This window comes from Pseudolysobacter antarcticus, assembly GCF_004168365.1.
In the GTDB taxonomy this organism is placed as follows: Bacteria; Pseudomonadota; Gammaproteobacteria; order Xanthomonadales; family Rhodanobacteraceae; genus Pseudolysobacter; species Pseudolysobacter antarcticus.
Genome location: NZ_CP035704.1, coordinates 367,316 through 387,337 on the forward strand (window position 1 = coordinate 367,316; position 20,022 = coordinate 387,337).

Annotated in this window: 15 protein-coding genes; 5 read left to right on the plus strand and 10 right to left on the minus strand. The window is 59.5% G+C overall.

The annotated features are described in order from the left end of the window. Window positions 1-61: 61 nt before the first annotated feature. From ELE36_RS01615 to ELE36_RS01625, 3 genes are all read right to left on the minus strand, one after another. On the minus strand, window positions 62-4,216 hold the full coding sequence (locus tag ELE36_RS01615) for a protease pro-enzyme activation domain-containing protein (RefSeq protein ID WP_129831432.1): 4,155 nt from the start codon (window positions 4,214-4,216) through the stop codon (window positions 62-64). A gap of 374 nt (window positions 4,217-4,590) precedes the next feature. Next, the gene (locus ELE36_RS01620; RefSeq protein WP_129831433.1) at window positions 4,591-5,790 is read right to left on the minus strand and encodes a DUF3667 domain-containing protein; all 1,200 of its coding nucleotides are present in this window, start codon (window positions 5,788-5,790) and stop codon (window positions 4,591-4,593) included. 31 nt (window positions 5,791-5,821) lie between these two features. Continuing rightward, window positions 5,822-6,823, minus strand: coding sequence for an NAD-dependent epimerase/dehydratase family protein (locus ELE36_RS01625; RefSeq protein ID WP_165371425.1), 1,002 nt, complete (start codon window positions 6,821-6,823; stop codon window positions 5,822-5,824). Window positions 6,824-6,966: 143 nt separating this feature from the next. Here ELE36_RS01625 and ELE36_RS01630 point away from each other — a divergent pair, with 143 nt between their 5' ends. Together ELE36_RS01630 and sppA are read left to right on the plus strand one after the other, a co-directional pair. Next, the gene (locus tag ELE36_RS01630) at window positions 6,967-8,364 is read left to right on the plus strand and encodes an MATE family efflux transporter (RefSeq protein WP_129831435.1); all 1,398 of its coding nucleotides are present in this window, start codon (window positions 6,967-6,969) and stop codon (window positions 8,362-8,364) included. A gap of 65 nt (window positions 8,365-8,429) precedes the next feature. After that, window positions 8,430-10,298: a signal peptide peptidase SppA gene (gene sppA, locus ELE36_RS01635; RefSeq protein WP_129831436.1), complete on the plus strand. Its 1,869-nt coding sequence runs from the start codon at window positions 8,430-8,432 to the stop codon at window positions 10,296-10,298. 83 nt (window positions 10,299-10,381) lie between these two features. On the opposite strand, the gene ELE36_RS01640 is transcribed toward sppA, so the two are convergent. Then, a complete protein-coding gene (locus ELE36_RS01640; protein WP_129831437.1) occupies window positions 10,382-11,686 on the minus strand; it encodes an MFS transporter in 1,305 nt (434 codons plus the stop codon). 93 nt (window positions 11,687-11,779) lie between these two features. Further along, complete coding sequence (locus ELE36_RS01645) at window positions 11,780-12,073, minus strand: hypothetical protein (RefSeq protein WP_129831438.1); 294 nt, start codon at window positions 12,071-12,073, stop codon at window positions 11,780-11,782. A 122-nt stretch (window positions 12,074-12,195) separates the two neighbouring features. On the opposite strand from ELE36_RS01645, the gene ELE36_RS01650 reads away from it, so the two are divergent. Further along, complete coding sequence (locus ELE36_RS01650) at window positions 12,196-12,978, plus strand: SDR family oxidoreductase (RefSeq protein ID WP_129831439.1); 783 nt, start codon at window positions 12,196-12,198, stop codon at window positions 12,976-12,978. Between the two features lie 88 nt (window positions 12,979-13,066). After that, on the plus strand, window positions 13,067-13,864 hold the full coding sequence (locus tag ELE36_RS01655; protein WP_129831440.1) for a matrixin family metalloprotease: 798 nt from the start codon (window positions 13,067-13,069) through the stop codon (window positions 13,862-13,864). A gap of 45 nt (window positions 13,865-13,909) precedes the next feature. Here the strand turns inward: ELE36_RS01655 and ELE36_RS01660 are convergent, their stop codons facing one another. The 5 genes from ELE36_RS01660 to ELE36_RS20245 all read right to left on the minus strand — a co-directional run bounded on the left by ELE36_RS01660 (window position 13,910) and on the right by ELE36_RS20245 (window position 18,482). Next, window positions 13,910-14,386, minus strand: coding sequence for a hypothetical protein (locus ELE36_RS01660; protein WP_129831441.1), 477 nt, complete (start codon window positions 14,384-14,386; stop codon window positions 13,910-13,912). 65 nt (window positions 14,387-14,451) lie between these two features. Then, a complete protein-coding gene (locus tag ELE36_RS01665; RefSeq protein ID WP_129831442.1) occupies window positions 14,452-15,036 on the minus strand; it encodes a hypothetical protein in 585 nt (194 codons plus the stop codon). An 82-nt stretch (window positions 15,037-15,118) separates the two neighbouring features. Then, window positions 15,119-16,411 (minus strand): multicopper oxidase family protein, encoded by a 1,293-nt coding sequence (locus ELE36_RS01670; protein ID WP_207215842.1) that lies wholly within the window; start codon window positions 16,409-16,411, stop codon window positions 15,119-15,121. Then, window positions 16,408-17,952: a TolC family protein gene (locus tag ELE36_RS01675; RefSeq protein WP_165371427.1), complete on the minus strand. Its 1,545-nt coding sequence runs from the start codon at window positions 17,950-17,952 to the stop codon at window positions 16,408-16,410. Before ELE36_RS01675 ends, ELE36_RS01670 begins: the two co-directional genes overlap by 4 nt. Before the next feature lie 125 nt (window positions 17,953-18,077). Next, window positions 18,078-18,482, minus strand: a complete 405-nt coding sequence (locus ELE36_RS20245; RefSeq protein ID WP_165371428.1) for a hypothetical protein — start codon at window positions 18,480-18,482, stop codon at window positions 18,078-18,080. A 68-nt stretch (window positions 18,483-18,550) separates the two neighbouring features. Between ELE36_RS20245 and ELE36_RS01680 the strand changes: the two genes are divergently transcribed. Next, on the plus strand, window positions 18,551-20,014 hold the full coding sequence (locus ELE36_RS01680; RefSeq protein WP_129831444.1) for a DNA-3-methyladenine glycosylase 2: 1,464 nt from the start codon (window positions 18,551-18,553) through the stop codon (window positions 20,012-20,014). Window positions 20,015-20,022 lie beyond the last annotated feature (8 nt).

The following is a 20,022-nucleotide window of genomic DNA, read 5'->3' on the forward strand; positions in this document are numbered from 1 at the left end:
GCATGAAGCCAGAAATCGTGCAGATGAAGGCGGCGGGATTTACTGATTGCAGAAAATGTTTCTACGGCGTGCAGGTCTCGAACGTTGTGTAGAAAACCTTGTCGGGATTTGCCACGACAGCGAACGGCGCGCTGGTCGCCGATAGTGCTGGTTGATCCGCTGCGGCTGCTGTCAATTGCAGTGCTGCCACAGCAGTGCGGAACGATCTTCCGCCGCTGAATGTGGCCACGCCGTTCGTGACCGTCTGTGCGCCGAGTGACGTGCCACTACATGATGAGGCCGCCAGCGTAATGACGCTGCTGCTGTCGTTGGTGACGACATTCTGGAACTGATCCAGCAGCGTTACCGTTACTTTGCTCAGCGCTTGATCCTGCATGATGTCGGACGGTTGCGTCGCGAATATCAATTGCGTGGTTGCGCCGGGCGAAATATCGAACGTGTTACTGCCAGCTGCGTCTAGATTGCCGTCAGTTGCGTGCAAGCTGTAACCCGCCGCAGCTTTGTTCAACGAGATATTTGTGAAGCTCGCCACGCCGTTGACCGCGTTGATCGTGGTCGTGCCGCTCAAGCTCGAAGCGCCGGGATTATTGGCTATCGCCAGCGTGATGACTGACGAGTCCGACGTCACGAGATTGCCGCTCGCATCGAGTACCTGCACCGTGATTGCCGATGCCAATGCGGCGCCCGCGACACTGTTGCCGGGTTGTTGCACGAATACCAGTTTGGCCGCCGCGCCCGCAGTTGTATTGAAGTTGCTGCTAGCATTGGTCAGCCCGGCATCGCTTGCGCTGAGTGTGTAGTTGTTGCCGATTTTGTCGACCGACAAACCCGCGAATGTCGCGGTGCCGTTGATCGCGCTGATCGTCGTGGTGCCGCTGAGAATGGCATTGCCTGCACCGCCAGATAACGCGAGAGTTACTGGTGAGGCATCGGTCGTCACCGTGTTGCTGTTCGCATCCTGCACTACCACGGTCACGCCGAACACTGCACCCGAGGGCAGATTCGCTGGCGCTGCAGTTGTGTACGCGAGCTTTGCCGCGCTGCCCGGCGTCACGACAAACGTGTTGCTGGTAGCGCTCGCCAAGCTCGCATCGGTGGCGCCAAGCGCATAGTTGGAGCCAGCCTTGTTCACCGATAAATTAGTAAAAGTCGCAATGCCCTTGACCACATTGGCGGTGATCATTGAACTGCTGGCGAGCATTACATTATTGGAATTGCCGGATAGCACCAGCGATACCGATGATGCATCGCTGGTAACGATGTTGCCGTTCGCATCCTGCACACTCACGCTGGCATTGAAGGTCGCATCCGCCGACAAGCTGCTCGGTGGTTGCGTGGCATAGACAAGTTTTGCTGCTGCGCCCGGGCTGATGTTGAAAGTAGCGCTGGTCGCATTCGTCAGGCCGTTGCTGGTGGCGATCAAGGTGTAACTACTGCCGACCTTATCCAGCGTCGCGGCGTTGAAGGTTGCAGTGCCCGCATTGGCGGTCGTGGTGCTGCCGGTGAGCGCTGCATTGCCCGGATTTGTTCCGATCGACAATACGACCGCGGCGCTGGATGTCGCGATATTGCCGTTCGCATCCTGCACCTGCACGGTGATCGCCGGGTTCAGTGCCGATCCGGCCAAGGCATTGCTCGGTTGCTGTGCAAACACCAGCTTGGCGGCAGCTCCCGCGCCGATATTAAACGCCGAACTTGTATCCGCAGTGAGACTGGCTGCGCTGGCATTCAAGCTGTAACCCGCGCCGAGTTTGTTGAGGCTGATATTGCTGAACGTGGCGACCCCATTGACTGCATTTACGGTCAACGTGCCAGCCAGGTTGGCAGCGCCCGGATTGTTCGCGAGTGCCAGAGTGATCGCCGAGGTGTTGTCGGTCACTACGACACCGCTGCTGCTTTCCACGCTGACCTTAATCGTTGCGAGCGTCGATCCTGCGCTGCCGTTAACTGGCTGCACGGTGAACTTGAGTTTGCTCGCAACCGGCGGCGGCAACATCGCGGCCACCAGATTGGCAACGTTGACGCTGCCAAGCCCGGTCGCGAAATCCCACCCGGGCGTGGCGGCGTAAGCGGGTTGCGCGCTGCTGCTGGAGGTTGAAATCACGCCACAGGTGCTGGCCTTGTCGGGTGTGCTGCTGGCGTCGTTGCAGTTGTCATTGTTGGCGCCGGTGTAGTTGCTGTAGCAATTGGTCGAACCGTATTTGCACGGCACGGCAATGTCGCCCGAGGTGACGTCCTGAAACACGCAATTGCTGCCGATGCCATTGCCGGTGTTGGCATTGCAACTGCTGACGTTGGCGTTATTCGGGCTCGCGGTGCTGCCGTACTGCTTCGCGGCCAATGCGTAATAGCGCGTGTTCATATTGCCCCAACTCTGCCCGGTGGCCTGGTTGATCAAGGCCTGGATTCCGGCTAGTGCTGGCGCGGAAAATGAGGTGCCGCCGCCCACGCTGTGCAGCGCATCGCTGGTATTGGTGAAATCGCAAGTCACGCCACCGTTTGTGGTATCGGACATGCAATAGAGCATCGCGTGTCCGTACAACCCGTTCGCTGCGAAAAGAGAAACATCCGGCAAGTCGCGCTTGCTGTCGTTGACGATACCGAGCACGCCAGTCTGCCAACTCGGCTTTGACGAATAACTGCTCGCGCCGCCGCTCGCCGCGCTGGTGCTGACGAAATTGTTGTTATAGGCCACCGCCGTATTGCAGTAGCTGACGCCGTCGGCATAACCCTTGAACGTGTACAAGATGCTGCTGGCGCAGGAATTATTCCAAGGAATTTCCGGCACATAGGATTTTGCCGTGCTGCGTCCCGCGCCGTTGCTGCTGTTCCAGTAGGCAGCATTGCTGCCATCAACAGTATCGCGGAAATCGGTGCCGCCGACCGCGACGTTGTAAGGCGTGGAGGCAAACCCGCTGACCGAAATTCCTTGCGTCGCGTAGTTCGCGCCGGCATCGCAGCTGGTGGCGCCTTCGTCACCCGCGGCGACAAAAACACTGATACCTTTTGCCGCGGCAGTTTGCCAGGCGCTGACGTATGCGGCGTTGGCGGTGGCGCCGTTCTGGCTTTCGCACACACCGTAACTCAGGCTCATGATCTTCGGCGGATTGGCGCTGGCGATAAGATTGTTCGCGGCGATCAAGCCGCCGAAGGTGACGCCGGTATCCTGACATGACGCAATCTGGATGTTTGCATTCGGCGCGGCCACGCCGGCCCATTCGGCATCCAGCGCGGCTTCTTTTTCATTCGCGGTCACGCCTGGATCGCGACACGCCGTGGCGCCGCTCGGATGCAGCTGAGTGAACGTGCCGCTATAACCCGCCGCGCTGCCAATACCGAATGCGTCACGGAACGTGGTCACATCGCCGGCGTTGAGGATATTGGTATTTTCGATCACCGCGATGGTTTGTCCAGCACCGGTAATGCCTGCGCTCCAGACCGGGCCGACGTTGTAGATCGTGTCGAAATCGTAAGGCGCGACCAAGTAACGCGTGCCGCTGCCGATCGTGAATTCCGGATTCCATAGCGGCGTGCTTTTGGCCGCGCTGTTCGCGCTTTCCAGAACGAGTTTGCCTTTCGCTGCGGCGATCGGCTCGTGCAATTGCGGTTGCGGAAACAGGTTGTTCAGCGACACGATGCCGACCACCACCGGAGCCAGCGCCGCCGGAATGCTCGGATCATTCGCGTTCGACAAATACACTTTGCCATTGAGATTGTAGCGATGCAACGTGGTGGCAAACGCGCGCTTGACCTGCCCGGCGTTGCCGGAAAAGTCGATCAGCATGCCGTTCGGATGTACTGCATTGACAGTAAATCCGTTCGATCCGAGCCAGCTCACGACAGTGTCGATATCCTGCTGCGCTGGGCCGTATTCGGTGAACAGATCGTCGTTGCTGAGCCAGTGATGAAAACTTGGCGACTGCGGATTGTGCATTGCCTCGATCATGTCCTGCAGCGCGCGCTCGCGCTCCGGGCTGCGTTGCAACTGCAGCAGCATATTGTCGAGATTTTCGGCGTCGGCCAAAACACCTGTGTCCCGCCCGGAAGTGACGTAACGGCTGGTATTGCCGACCAGGATCGCACGATTCTGCTGGCTGATACCCTGCAGGATTTGCGGAAACGCGATCGGCGAGGGTGCGGCGTCTACGCTTATTCCGAGCAACAGAGATGTAATGCCCAGCAACGAACTGCCGAGCCGAACTAGCGGCTTGATCATCGGTAAATCTCAAAAAGGTTGGTCGATTGGAGATGCCGGCATTGCTGCGGCATTGCTTCCCCGACTGGGCGAGTAGACCGTGTTCGCCTAGCTGCGAATTACTATACGCGAGAGTTTATTGTGATCAAAGTCGCATTTTGTAAAGAGCGCTAGAGCGCGTATTCTAAGAATTGCTTTTGTAGGCGAAATTCACTATCAAAAACAATATCTTGAAGACGAGTTAAAAAAAGACTCGCAAGTGCAACTTTTACATATGTATAGGACACTTCACTGATTTATGCCGTGATCGCGCGCATTAAACAGATGCCAGAAGGCGTCTGTACACTCATCGGAATCAATCATAGCTATCTGCCGCTTTCAAATAGTCGGATTTCTCAGGTAAAAGCGAGCCCGGCCAGTAATGCGCCAACGATACTGAAGCTGATCAGAAAAATATAACAAAAGCCGATCATGCTGAATTTCAGTACCGTCATGATCCAGCCTTGGCGATACACGCGTTTTTGCATGATCAACAAATACAAAGGCAGCCAGATCAACACCGCGATATTTACCCAGGACAGCAACGTATCGAGCCAAGGCGCTGCGGTAACGGTCCATTCCCGCAACAGGCTCACCAGCGTCACCAGCAGCAATGACAGCAAAATGAAGCTGTGACTGTGCAGCGCCACGATCAGATGCTCCATGTACAAGCGGCGCTTGAAAATATAAAAGACCTTCAGGAACACCGCGAACAACGGCATCAGCACAAACAGCGTTTGCGGCAACACGTTAAAAATACCGGCCAACAAGATGTGCGGATCATGTTTCGCGCGTTTGAGGTTTTCCAGCATGTGCGCCGCCAGCGTGTTCAAGTACGCATTGCCGCGATCCGGCAGCCAGCCGATCTGGATCGGATTTTTTTGCGCATCCCATTTGTCGCCGCCGAACTCGATGTTCACTTCATCGGCGGGGTCGGGCGGGATCGCCGTTCCCGCCGTCTTCGCCTGTTCCACGGCGGTCAAATATTCCAGGCGTTTTTGCGCACTTCGCTCCACCGCGGTGCGCGCCTTGTCGAGTGACTTGTGCGCGACTCCCGGAGATTTTTCGATCGCGGTCTGCAATCCGGCCAATGCGGTGTTCTTGCGTTGTTCAAGCTCGGTCAGCGTTTTTGCGCCAGACAAGCCGTCGTTGTTGTCGAACTTGATCTGCTTGCCGAGTTCACTGACGTTGAGCGTGGCCTGGATGCAGAAAAATGCTGCGACGCTCAGGAAAAAATACAGCCGGAACGGGGTCACATAACGCACGCGGCGGCCAGCAAAATACTCCGTGGTAAGAAAGCCGGGACGAAAATACAACGGGAAAAACGTATGCAGGATGCGCGAATCGATATTGAAAATCGTATCGAGCAGATCATGAAAAATGCTCGCGAGATGGCGGATCAATCCCTTGATCGGCTGGCCGCAGGCGTAGCAATACGGCCCGAGCAGCGGCGTGCGGCAATTGGCGCAATGCGCGCCCGGCGCGGGCGTGACCGGTGCCTCTGCGACAAGCAAAGGCACAAGCTCCAGCGACTCATTGGTTGGCGTAGTGTTCATGCGCTAAAGTTCTGTAGCTGGATGATGAGGGTCATGTTTTTGCCGCGTTGCCGCTGATCAATCCCTGCTCGCGCAGCCATGCGCAGGTATCGGCGATCAACACATTCAGAGCAGTGCTGCGATAACCGAGTTCGCGCTCGGCCTTGCTCGAATCGACGCGCAAATGATGACAGGTAAAAGCCACCGCTTCCGGCGTTAACGACGGCGCGTGGCCGCTGAAACGGCTGTAGAAATTCAGCACCTGCGCATAAGCGCGCAATACCGTTGCGGGCAAAGCGCGTTTGGGCGATGGCCGGTCGAGCTGGCTGGCAATTCCCTGCACCAGCGTCAGAAAACTCGCGTGATCACCGCCGAGCAGATACGACTCACCGCTACGGCCACCGCGCCACGCCGCAATATGTGCGGTCGCGACCTCGCGCACATCCGCAAACGCACCTGCGCCGGGCGGCGCGCCGGGGAGCTTGCCCTGATCGATCATGATGAACATTTGCGCCCAGTTATGCCGGTCGCCCGGACCGAGAATATGCGCAGGATTGAGGATCACCGCATCAATCTCGCCGCGATCCACCGCAGCGCGCACCGCAGCCTCGGTCGCGGCCTTGTTGCGCTCGTAGTTGATCCACGAATCGGCACCGCGACGTGGCAGATTTTCGGTCAGCGTCTCTTCGGTCATGCCGAACGCCGACACCGACGAAGTGTGGATCAGGCGCGCGACTTTCGCCGCGCGCACCGCCGCGATCACGTTATTGGTACCGCCGACATTGGTCAGCGTCTGCTGCGCCGCATCGCCGCGCCACGTGCTGGTATCCGCCGCGACATGGAAAACTGCATCTAGCGGTGTTGCCATCGCCGCCTTGAGCGAATCGGCATCACGCACATCGCCACGCACGGGTTCGGCGCCGAGCGCGCGCAAGGCAGCGGCGCTGGATTCGCTGCGTGCGAGTGCAAGCACCTCAACATTTTGCGCGAGCAATTGCTGCAGCAAATGACTGCCCAGAAAACCGCTGGCACCGGTAAGCAGAACGCGCGCCATGACTATTCCCCGTTGATTGTTCGCGAAGCTGACGATGTTGGTCATCCGCGAATCGACATTAGCTGCGCTAGCCAAAAAAGCACTGATCCGCGTCGCCGCATCGCGCTCGGGTAAGATAGCCTGCCTTGAGTCACGCGCCAATCATGTTGTTTCCTGCCTTCACCGATGCCGCGCGCCTGAGGCGCGAATTGCGCGAAACCTTCTCGCTCGCCACGCCACTCATGCTGGGTCAGCTCAGCGCGATGCTGATGCCGTTCATCGATACGGTTCTGGCCGGACATCTCGGCGCAAGCACGTTGGCGGCAGTCGCGGTCGGCAGCCAGATCTGGTCGTTTGCGATGATGTTCCTGATCGGCACGATGCTCGCGTTGCCACCCACCGTCGCGCAACTCGATGGCGCTGGTCGGCGTGCGTCGATCGGCGCGGTATTCCGTCAGGCGCTATGGCTGGCGTTGGCGCTGGGTTTGTTCGCGGCCTTTGCGGTGCGGCAAAGCGAACCGCTGTTGCGTGCGATCGGCGTCGATGCCACGGTATTGCCGCAGGCGTTGGAATTCTTGCGTGCGATCAGTTTCGGCGCGCCGGCGCTGGCGATTTATTTTGCGCTGCGCGGCATGAGCGAAGGTATCCGCCGGCCACGGCCGACCTTGTATTTCGGCCTGTTCGGCGTGAGTTTGCTGCTGCCGCTGGCGTGGGCGCTGATGTATGGCCGGCTCGGTATGCCCGCGCTCGGTGCACGTGGTAGCGGCATCGCCACGGCGATTGTGTTGTGGCTGCAGGCGCTGGCATTTTTGCTGTATGTGGTAACGCGGCGGCATTATCGCGACCTGCAATTGTTTGCGCATTTTGAATGGCCGGTGCTCGCGCAGATCAGCGTCTTGCTGCGACTCGGTTTACCGATGGGGGCGTCCATCCTCATGGAGGGCGGTCTGTTTGTCGCCACGGCATTGCTGATCGGTTCGCTCGGTGCCACGGCGATGGCCGGACACCAGATCGCGCTGAATGTCGCGTCGCTTACCTTCATGTTGCCGCTCGGACTCGCGATGGCGACGACGATCCGCGTCGGCAATGCGGTCGGGCGCAACGATTACAGTGGCGTGCGTTATGCCGGATTCGTCAGCATTGCGCTGACTCTCGGCAGCCAGGTGGTTTCGGCGTTGCTGATGTGGCTGTTGCGCATGCCGATTGCGCATCTGTATTCCGACGATGTGCAAGTGATCGCGCTGGCGAGCCAGTTGTTGCTACTCGCCGCGATCTTTCAGTTTTCCGATGGCATCCAGGTCGTCGCCAACGGCGCGCTGCGCGGGCTTAAGGATACGCGCGTGCCGATGCTGTTGACCCTGCTGGCGTACTGGATCATCGGCATGCCGCTCGGTTATCTGCTCGGGTTTCATTATGGTTATGGGCCGCGCGGATTGTGGGTCGGATTGATCGCCGGGCTCGGCATGGCGGCGATATTGCTGTTCACGCGCTTCTACCGGCTCGCCATGAATAATTCGTGGCGCACGCTGGCGCCAGCGCCACATTCTTCAACGCAGACATGACTTAAGTCGCGTGTGCGCACGGCTGGTTTTGACTAAGCTGCATCTCAATATTTCAGGAGCAAGACATGGCCGAACAACGACCCAACATCATCGTGCGATTTTTCAGGATCAACGCGCGATTTTTCAGGGCGCTCTGGAACACGGTGAATTTCACGCGGCGATTGGTCTTCAATCTGATCTTCGTTTTCCTGCTCGTGATTTTCTTCAGCGCGATGTTTGCGAAAGCGCCGAGGATCGCCGAGCGCACCGCGCTGGTGGTCGATCCGAAAGGCGCGATCGTCGAACAATTCACCGCCGCACCGGCGCAACGCGCGCTCGACAAGATCGCCGGTAACGAACGCAGGGAAGTGCAACTGCGCGATCTCGTGCATGCGCTCGACAGCGCCGCCAAAGACACGCGCATCGAACGCGTGGTTTTTATTCCCGATGAAATATCGAGCGTTGGTCAAGCCAGTTCACGCGAGATTGCCGCCGCGCTCGATCGCGTGAAAACCGCCGGCAAGGAAGTGATCACCGTATCGAACGGCATGAGCCAGTCGCAATATCTGCTGGCCGCGCACAGCACGCAAATCCTGCTGCATCCCGATGGCGCGGTGCTGCTCGAAGGCCTCGGTCGTTATCACACATATTACAAGGAAGCGCTGGATAAACTCGGCGTCGACGTGCATGTGTTTCGCGTCGGCGAATACAAATCCGCAGTCGAGCCGTACATGCTTGATCACGGTTCGGCGGAAGCGAAAGAAGCCGATCTGTTCTGGATGAGCAGCGTGTGGAACGACTACCTCGCCGACGTCGGCACGCAACGCAAGATCGCGCCCGCCACGCTGCAATCGGACATCGAACATTATCCCGAGTTGCTCAAGGCGAGTGCCGGCGATCTCGCCGACGTCGCGCTGAAACAGAAGCTGGTCGACCAGCTCGCAACGCGAGATCAGGCACGCGACTTGCTGATCGCCAAAGGCGTGAAAGACGAGGCCGAACATACTTTTCGGCAGATCGATCTGCGCGATTATCTGAGCCAGATCGAGCACGATAATCTCGGCGACATGCGTCCCGAAATCGGTGTGGTCGTGGCCGAAGGCGAGATGAGCGGCGCGGAACAACCCGCCGGTGCCATTGGTGGCGAATCCACTGCACGCTTGTTGCGCGAGGCACGCGAAGACGAGAATCTCAAAGCGATCGTGCTGCGTGTGAACTCGCCAGGCGGCGAAGCATTTGTGTCCGAAGTGATCCGTCGCGAAGTCGAGCTCACGCGTAAAGCCGGCAAGCCGATCGTGGTTTCGATGGGCGATGTCGCGGCTTCCGGCGGTTACTGGATTTCGATGAATGCCGACGAGATCTGGGCCGAGCCGAACACCATCACCGGCTCGATCGGCATCTTCGGGTTGTTCATGAATATTCCCAACACGCTCGCGAAAATCGGAATCCATGCCGACGGCGTCGGCACGACCTCACTCGCCGGTGCGTTCGATGTGCGTCTGCCGCTCGATCCGAAAGTCGGTGCGCTGATCCAGAGCGTGATCGACAAGGGTTATCAGAACTTTATCGGCAAGGTGGCCGCGGCGCGCGGCAAGACTGCGGCGCAGATCGACTTGATTGCGCGCGGCCGCGTGTGGAGCGGCATACAAGCGAAAGAACGCGGACTGGTCGATCAACTCGGTGGCCTGCGCGAGGCGACAGCATCGGCGGCAAAACGCGCCCATCTCGGCGACGATTATCGCGTGACCTACGTCGAAAAAGAGCAGTCGACCTGGGAACGGTTTGCCTTGAGTCTGAGCAGTGAGGCGCAAGTTAAGCTCGGCCTGCATCTCGATTTTGGATTACCGGCAGCCTTATTCGCGAACCAGGAAATTCGCCAGCAGTTGCGTCTGCTCAGCTCGCTGCAGAACAACAAACCCGGCGTGTTCGCGTATTGTTTTTGCGAGATCAAATAACGTCGGCACGACATCGAAAAAACGAGCGCCGTGACTGAAGTTTTCGGCACGGCGCATCGTTTGATAAAGATCCGATGGCAAATTTATGCGATGGATTTATCCGCTGCGTCGGTATGTGGTTTGCCGATCAGCAGCAACGCCAACAGGGTCAGCGTGGCGGCGCCTAACAGGTAATAACCCACATACGCCACGCCGAATCGCGTGGCCAGCGCGGTGGCGATATACGGCGCTAGCGATGCGCCGACGATGCCGGCCAGATTGAATGCCAGCGATGCGCCGGTGTAGCGCACCGAGGTCGGAAACATATCGGCCAGCGCGGTGCCGAGCGGCCCGTAAGTAAGGCCCATCAAAAACAATCCGAGCGCCAGAAACGCAAACATGACAGGCGTGTTTGCCGCGATGAATAGTTGCGCGAACAACAGGCCGAATACCAGGATCAGCAATGTTGCCACGATCAACACGGCGCGATTGCCGTAACGATCCGCAAGCAACGCCGACAGCGGAATCGAGATCGCAAAAAACACCACGGCAGCCATCTGCAACAACAGGAAATCCTTGCGCGCATAACCCAGCACGGACGTACCCCAGCTCAGCGCAAACACCGTCATCAGATAAAACAGCACGAATGTCGCGACCGCCGCGAACGTGCCGAGCAACAGGCTGCGCAGGTGCTGCGAGCACACCGTCAGAATCGGCAGGTGCACTCGTTCGTTGTTCTCGATAGCGCGCAAGAACGCCGGTGTTTCCGTGAGCTTGAGACGCACGTACAAACCGACCAGCACCAGCAGCGCGCTGGCGAGAAACGGAATGCGCCAGCCGAACGAAAAAAACTGTGCCTCGTCGAGCCACGCGCTGAGCAGCAGGAAAATGCCGCTCGAACACAAAAATCCGATCGGCGCGCCGAGCTGTGGAAACATGCCGTACCACGAACGTTTGCCGTGCGGCGCGTTTTCCGTCGCGAGCAGGATCGCGCCGCCCCATTCGCCGCCAAGCCCCAGCCCCTGACCGAAACGACACAACGCGAGCAGCAGCGGCGCGGCGATACCGATCGAAGCGTAGGTCGGCAACAGGCCGATAAGCACGGTCGACACGCCCATCGTCAGCAGTGCCGCGACCAGCGTGGCCTTGCGCCCGATGCGATCACCGAAATGGCCGAACACCGCCGAGCCGAGCGGGCGCGCAAAAAACGCGAGCGCAAACGTCGCCAGCGATTGCAGTGTGGCCGATGCCGCATCGCCCGCCGGGAAAAACAGTTTCGGAAACACCAGCACGGCAGCGGTGGCGTAGATGTAGAAATCAAAAAACTCGATCGTGGTGCCGATCAGACTCGCGAACAATACGCGGCGGGTGGTGTTTGCAGCAGGTGTTGCGTGGTCGCGATTCGGCATGAAATATTCGACGTTTGATGCGGCGGGATGGGTAGTGGAATCGCGCGATGCATCAAGGCGCGATCGGTGCGTGTTGGGTGGTGATGATAGCGGTCAATCCTTGCCTGCTTCGGCGTCGATCTTCTTGTCCACGTCGTGTTGCTGTTGCAGCACTTGCGCCTCGACCGCGCGTGACTTCTGCAACGCCTTGAGCTGGGCATCGGTCAGCAATGCATTTACCGCGGCGCCTGGCTCGCCCGCCTGCGGTGCCCGTGCGGCGGGTGCTGTCGGGGTAGTCGGCGTAGTCGGCGTCGCTGCCGTTTCGGCCGGAGGATGGCGTGAGCATGCGCCAAGCGCGGCGACGGCCAGGAATGAAATCAGCGATAAAGAAATACGATGACGCGACATGATGTGACTCCGACTCAAGTTAGCGTAGAGTTTGCGCCAGTTTTGCCGATGCGAACAAGCGCAGGTTTTGCAGCGCGGCAGCGCTCGCTACGATCGCACGGCGGCACCACATGGAGACAGTAATGAGCACAAATCCCACGCGCTGGCGGCTGGATGGCCAGACCGCACTGATCACCGGCGCGAGCAAGGGCATCGGCTTGGCGTGCGCGCGCGAGCTTGCCACGCTCGGCGCGAATGTGTTGCTGATCGCCCGCGACGAACCGCATCTGGAACATGTTCGCGGTGAGCTTGCCGAAGAATTTCCCGCGCGCGAATTTCATGCGTTCGCCGCCGATGTCGGCGAGCAGGAGCAACGCCTGGAAATGTTCGACTGGATCAGCGATCTCGATGTCGAGCTCAGCCTGTTGGTCAACAACGCCGGTACCAATCAGAGCAAACCGGCGCTCGAGTACAGTGAAAACGATTATCGCCACATCATTGATATCAACCTGATTGCCGCGTTTGAAATCAGCCGGCTCGCGCATCCGCATCTGGTTCAGCACAGCAATGCGGCGATCGTGAATATTGCCTCGGTATCCGGCCTCATCCACGTGCGCACCGGCGCGCCGTACGGCATGACCAAGGCGGCGTTGACCCAGCTCACGCGCAACCTCGCCTGCGAGTGGGCCGAGGACGGTATTCGCGTCAACGCGGTAGCGCCGTGGTACATCCGCACGCAGCGCACCGACGCGCCGCTGGCCGATCTGGACTACCTCGAAGAAGTGCTCGCGCGCACGCCGATGCAGCGCATTGGCGAGCCGGAAGAAGTCGCCGCGGCAGTGGCGTTTTTGTGCCTGCCCGCATCGTCGTATGTCACGGGCGAATGCATTGCGGTGGACGGCGGATTTTTGCGCTACGGATTTTAATGGCGCTGCTGCGGCTATTTCGGCGCGTGTCTGAACGCAAGATATGCAGCGTTATACTTAACGCCGATTTTCGGTGCCGGAGACGGCCATGTCGAACACGATGCCATCGCGAAAAATCCGCATCTGCCTAAAGGGTTTCATCGTACTTCTATTGTTGGTCGTCAGCGGGCGTGTCGATGCCTTCGCGGTATTTGCGTATACCAGTGGCAGCGAAACCCTGTATTCGAAATGGGGCGACAACCATGCTGGAACGGTCGGCGGCATCGTCACGTGGTCGTTCATTCCGCCGGGCACGGCGGGTAGCGGCTATTGCGGCACGGCGTGTCCCGGCAGCAGCGTGAGCTCGATCAATATGGAAATCTCGCCCGGTGGCGGCTTTATTTCGGTGCCGCTCATATCGTTGGAATCGCAGATCACCGCGATGATGGCCGAGTGGTCGGCGGTGTCAGGCATCCAGTACATCAAGGTCAGCGACAACGGCGCGGCGATCAACGATCCCACCGCAATAGCGCCGAATGCCGGTCAGATTCGCATCGGCGTATTCGCGTTTTCCAGTGGTGGCGGCGGCGTCGGTTATGCGCCACCGCCGAACGGCGGCAGCGGCGCTGGCGACATTATTCTCGATGCGAATTCGTACTATCAGAACTATGCGCTGGCCGAGGGCGCGAGCTTCGCCACGAATTACGCGCCGAATGATTTTCAGGGTCTGATCCTGCACGAGCTCGGCCACGCGCTCGGCCTAGCGCATCCGGTCTATGACGGCAGATGTCCGGTGATGCAACCGAATTCCGCTTGCGATGGAATCATCAATCGTCAGCTCGATCCCGACGATCGCAATGGCGCGATATTTCTCTACGACCGGATCTTCGGTAGCGGGTTTGAATAACCTGCTCAGATCATCGTCAATATTTTGGCGCGTGTCAGTTCAAGCTCACGGGCAAGCCGTTACCAAGCCCGCTTGATGCAAGGCTGAACACACCGGTTTCGCTCCTGCTTTGCATGCCTTCGAAGTGCCGCTGCTGGTCGTCGGGCAACCGAGCGAATCGAGCAACTGGATCGCGCAGGTTTGTTGCCAACGTTGCCGATTCGGCGCGACATACCCTTCGTTGTACGCCCAGACGATGCACGGTTGCGCGATCGCGGCCTGATCCATTTTTCCGTCTTTGACAAAGTCCGCATCGGTGAGTTTGTCCAGATCCGGCACCTTTGATTTGCTCGGGTCGATACTGCAGCCAGCGACGGACTTTTGTGCGCGCAAAATTTCGCACAGGAACATGCCGCGATCGTCGTTGCAAAACACATCGGCATCGCCGCCTTCGTCGCCGAATCCGCAGCTCACACTGGTCAGCATGGCTTCCACGCGCGCAGTGCGTTGCGGTGTTGCTGCAGCACATGAGGATGTCGTCACGGCGAGGAGGATTCCGCAGAAGCCTGCGAGTGCGAAGACTCGTTTGCGATTTACTAGATGCGCGTTCATGGTTTTGCTGCCGCTTCGATGGTTACGTTGGTGAAGTGGCCCTCACTGATGATCAGCTGCTTGCCGCTGTGATTTTTCGCCGTGCCGAAAAACGTTCCCGACACGCTATGCGCGGCAGCATCGGAGGCATCGATGATGATCGCGCCGTCGCTGAAACTATAGTTGTCCTGCATCGGGTCGGCATCAAGACCGGCGTTGGCAAAAAAACCGCCATGCGTGGAAACGGTCGGCGCACCCGCGCCGAAGGCGAAGTGACCAATGGGGCGATCGGCTGCGGGCACGAAGATGTTGAAGGTGAAATGCGATGCGGGTTTTGCATCGACAAACGCAGTAACGCTGAGCACCGGTTTTGCGCCGAATTGCGGTGCGGTTGCGAGTACGCGTGACGCGACCCATGCATGCCCGTCAATTTTTGCCGTCACCGTTTCCAGTGCCGCTCCCGTCGCGGCGCAACACATGCCAGCGCTGGTCAGAAGTGCGATCAGCAGTGTGCCGGAGAACAGGCCGCGTCGATGCCAGCGATGCGCAATCGATAGACCGTGATTGGCGTATACGGAAATTTTCATCGTTGCTGTTTGCATGTCAAACCTCGCTGTGAATGGCCATGGATCAATACACGCAAGATGGCGCAATGACGAGACATCCTGATCGAACCCAACGCGATCAACCGCCCTTTTTCGTTTTTGCCGCGCTGGCTACGCGCCGTGCAACCGTGCCGTGCGGATGTTGATACCAACCCGGATCGCGATAGTCGGCCGCGATTTCATCACGTACCTTGACCACGGTAAACATGCCGCCCATGTCCAGTGCGCCGAACGGACCTTTGCCGCCCATCATCGGCAACGTGTTGGCCGGACCGCGCATCATGCTCGCCATTTCGGCGTGTTCGGCCATGCCGGATTGGCCCATCGCCATGTAGCCCGGCAACAGTTTGTGCAATTGCGTTTCGAGCCCCGATTGATCGACGCCGAGCGTGTTCGGCACGCCGTGTCCCATCGCGTTCATGGTGTGATGCGACATGTGGCAGTGGAACGCCCAGTCGCCCGGCGTGGCGACGAATTCGATATCGCGCGTCTGACCGACGCCGACGATTTCGGTCACCTCGGGGCGCCACAAAGTCTGCGGCCAGCGCCCGCCATCCGAGCCGGTGACATGAAACTGATGACCGTGCAAATGGATCGGATGATTCCACATCGATAGGTTGCCAATACGAATGCGCACACGCTGGCCGCTGCGTACCACCATGGCATCGATCGCCGGAAATACCTTGCTGTTGAACGTCCATAAATCGAACTCGGTCATGATTGACGGATCGGGCCGATACGTACCCGGATGCAGCGCCCAGTTGTGCAGCAGGATCACGAAATCGCGATCGATCGGCAGCGGTTCGCCAGCCTTCGGATGGATGATGAACATACCCATCATGCCGAGCGCCATCTGCGTCATCTCGTCCGCGTGCGGGTGGTACATGTGCGTGCCGTGTTGGCGCAGGGTGAATTCGTAGGCCCAGGTTTCGCCCGGCAGAATCGGCGGCTGAGTGAGGCCGACAATGCCATCCATGCCGCTCGGCAGCAGGATGCCGTGCCAGTGCATGCTGGTCTGCTCAGGCAGATTATTGGTGAGCAGAATACGGATGCGATCGCCCTCGACCGCCTCAATCGTCGGCCCCGGCGTGGAGCCGTTGTAGCCCCAGCATTTTGCCTTGCTGCCCGGGGCGAATTCGTGTTCGACTTCTTCGGCGACCAGATGAAATTCCTTGACGCCATCGACCAAGCGGAACGGCAAGGTATGGCCGTTCAATGTCGTCACTCGTGTGTAAGGCAGATTGGATTTTTCGCCTGTGCTGGGCGCATCGGCGCTCGGCGTTTGCGCGGCCGCCGGCCGCACCAGGCTGCCGATTTTCGCGAGTCCAGCAAGGCCGGCGCCGAGCACTATATTGCGACGTGAGATTTTCATGGCGTGGCTCCGGCGGGAATTTTTTCTGCAGCAGCAGGTGTGGATGGTGTGGCGGGAGCATCATGCTGCATTGGCATTGCATGGCTGTCTCCGTGATGCATGTCGTGCTGTGCAGGCGCTGTATCGTCAGGCATTGGAGCAAACATTTCTGGCGCATCGATCGGCGCGACGTCGGCGGCATCGTCGCTCGGCAAACGCGCGCCGACCGCACGCGCGAGTTCGATCCGCGCCAGCCAATAATCTCGCACGGCTTCGATGTAGCCTTGATACGCGTCGACCTCCTGTTGTCGCGTCAACAACAACTCGAATGCGCCGACCAGATTGAAGTTCATCTTGTCCAGCGTGTGCGCGACGATGGCTTCGCGTTCGGGAATCAGGGCGGCGCGATAATCCTGCGCAATTGCGCTCGCCGCGAATACGGAATCGACGCCCAGACGCACCGCCGCATCGATCGCGATCTGCAGCGATTGCAGCCGCGCGCGACCCTGCGCGAGTTGTGCTTCGGCACGCGCGATGGCCGCCTGACCTTGACTGAAAATCGGCAGCTGCAACGACAGGCTCGGGCCATACAGATGCGTGCCGTCATTGTCGCGCTCGCCGCTCATACCGACCTCGATATTGCCGAGCCAGCGAAAACGCTGCGTGATGCCGAGGCTACCTTCAAGCAGCGTTACTTCGTGTTGCGTAGCGAGCAGATCGAGGCGTTGCTCGCGCGAGATCGCAAGCAGCGTTGCCACGGAATCTTCGTTGGCCAGCGGCGCCGACAAATGCATGTCGGCTTGCCAATGGATTTGTTCGCCGGCAAGACCTAGCAACTGGTTGAGCGCGGATCGTGCGCGGATTAGATCGCTGCGTGCACGCGCGGCGGCCAGTCGCGCCTGGGTCGCGGTGGCTTGTTGCAGTTTCAGTTCCAGCACCGCGATGTTGCCTGCCGCATGAAATTTCGCCGCCAGTTCGGCTGAAGTCGCGGCGACTTTCGCCACGGTTTCGCGCATGCTCGCCACCTGTTGCGCACTAACGACTTTGAACCAAGCTGCGCGCACGTCGCACAGCAGATTCAGTACCGCATTGCCGATCAACTCTTTGCTGCGCGCATATTCGCCGCGCGCGAGGCGTTGGCGCGAGGGCAGCAACAATAGCTCGGCGAAACTCGCGCTGAATCCGGCATCGATACGTTTGTTTTCGCCGTTGCGATGGGGATCGAGCGCCGCCACCGAAAACGTCGGATTGCGCATGCGGCTGGCCTCGAATACATCGGCTTGGGCGATGCCGAGTCGCGCAAATTCCATCTGCAGATGCGGGTTGCGCAACAGCGCGATCTCGACTGCGTGATCGACAGTCAGTGGCTGCGCGAGCAATATATTCAGCGCGTTGTTCGCTTCCGCTGTGGTCGCGGTGCTCCAGCTCAGCGGCGCGCCGTGGCGCTGTTCGACCAGCGTATGAATATCATCGAGGCCCTGCGCACGCGGCAGGCTCGCGCAGCCCGCGAGTAAACCCAGCGCAGCGGAAACCGCGCCGAGATGAAAGCAAAATCGTTGCATGGTGAACTCTCCGTCGATCGTGATCTGCGCGCTGGTTGCGGTGGCAGAAATCACGAAAATAGGCGGCTGCGAGAAAAAGCAGGCGCGCCGATGTCTGGGTGCCGCGTCACGCGGCAGCGATGTGATCAGACGATCGGAGGGCGTAACAAATTGGCGAGGGCGAGTGCCGGCAGATGCGGCGATGTCGACGATACAAAGACACGTAATGGTGGCAACGATTCGCCGAATGCGAGTGCTGGATTGTTCAATGCCGTCTGTGTCAGCACGCTGCAGATACAGGCGCCGTTCTTGCAGCAATCGTGTTCGGACACAGCGGACTTTTCGCTGGCGGAGGGTGCGGCATGTTGCTGACAATGGCTTGCGTGAGCTGCGCTTTGCACCGGCGCAGCATGCGTCGACGCAGGCAGACCAAAACCGCTCAGCAGCAGCAGCGGCAGCATCAGCATCAGCAGATAGCTCAGCCAGGAATGGGCCCGAGCGCGGTGGCGGAGATGGTTCAGCACGTCGCATAGACTGCCCGCGGTCGGCAAAAGTTGCAAGTTTCATTGATAGCCGAAAACGGCGAGTCGGAGCTGCAAATCGCGAGTAGCATGGCGTCATGCCAAATCTTTCTAACCAAGCTTTTGTTCTCGATCCGCAGATTTGCGAACGCGCACGAATCAGCCGCGATGCACGTTTCGATGGCCTGTTTTATACTGCTGTGACCAGCACCAAAATCTATTGCCGCTCGGTCTGCCCGGCGCCGTCGCCAAAACCACAGCACATCCGTTATTACGCGACGGCCGCAGCGGCGGCATCGGCCGGATTCCGTCCATGCCTGCGCTGCCGACCCGAGGCTGCGCCCGGTTCGCCGTTGCATCGTGCTGGCGGCGAACTCGTGCGTCAGGCCTTGCATCTGATCGAAGATGGCGCACTGGATGGCGCGTCGGTGGGCGCCTTGGCCGCGCGGATCGGTGTCGGCGAACGACATCTGCGCCGCCTGTTTGTCGAGCAACTCGGCGCAAGTCCGCTGGAGATCGCCGCCACGCGGCGTGTGCTATTCGCAAAAAAACTGCTTAGCGAAACCGCATTGCCGGTGACCGAGATCGCGCTGGCATCGGGTTTCGCCAGCGTGCGGCGCTTCAACGCGGCGTTCCAGGCTGCGTATCGCCTGCCGCCACGCGTGGTGCGGCGCAAGGCCGGCGCGAAGGCGGATGGACTCACGCTGCGATTGCCGTATCGGCCGCCCTATGATTTTGCCGCGCAACTCGCGTTTTATGCACGCCGCGCGATTCCCGGCGTCGAGCAGGTGGATGCGACTGCGTATCGACGGATTTTTGTGCATGAGGGGCTCGTCGGCACCTTCGATGTGCAGGCGGCGCGCGACGAGAATGCGTTGCTGCTTTGTATACAATTTCCCAATTCCAGCGTGCTGCCGATGCTCAGCACGCGGGTGCGGCGCATGTTTGATCTCGATGCCGATCCGGTCGCGATCAATACCGCCCTGGCACAAAGCGAGGTCTTGCGTGCACTCGTGCAAAACCATCCGGGCCAGCGGCTGCCCGGCGCGTGGGACGGTTTCGAAACCGCGGTGCGCGCCGTGCTCGGCCAGCAGATCAGCGTGGCTGCCGCGCGGACTTTTGCGGCACGGCTGGTCGATCGATTCGGCGAGCGCCTGCTGGATGAATCGGGCCGCGGATTGCACGCGCAATTTCCCACGCCACAACGTTTGTTTGATGCGGATATCGCCAGTATTGGTTTGCCCAAAGCGCGTGCCGAAACCTTGCGTGAACTCGCGCGCGCGGTCTGCGCGGGCGAGCTGCATTTTGCGCCGAATCAAACCCTCGACAACTTTGTCGCGAGCATGGTGCGTCTGCCCGGTATCGGCGCGTGGACGGCGCATTACGTCGCGATGCGCGCGCTGTCGCATCCTGATGCGTTTCCCGCCGCCGACCTGATTTTGCGTCGCGCTGCCGCGAGCGATGGTGTGGCACTGAGCACGAAAGCGCAAGAGCAACTCAGCCAGGATTGGCGGCCGTGGCGCGCGTATGCGGTGCTGCATTTGTGGCGTAGCCAGGGCTGAGACTGCGA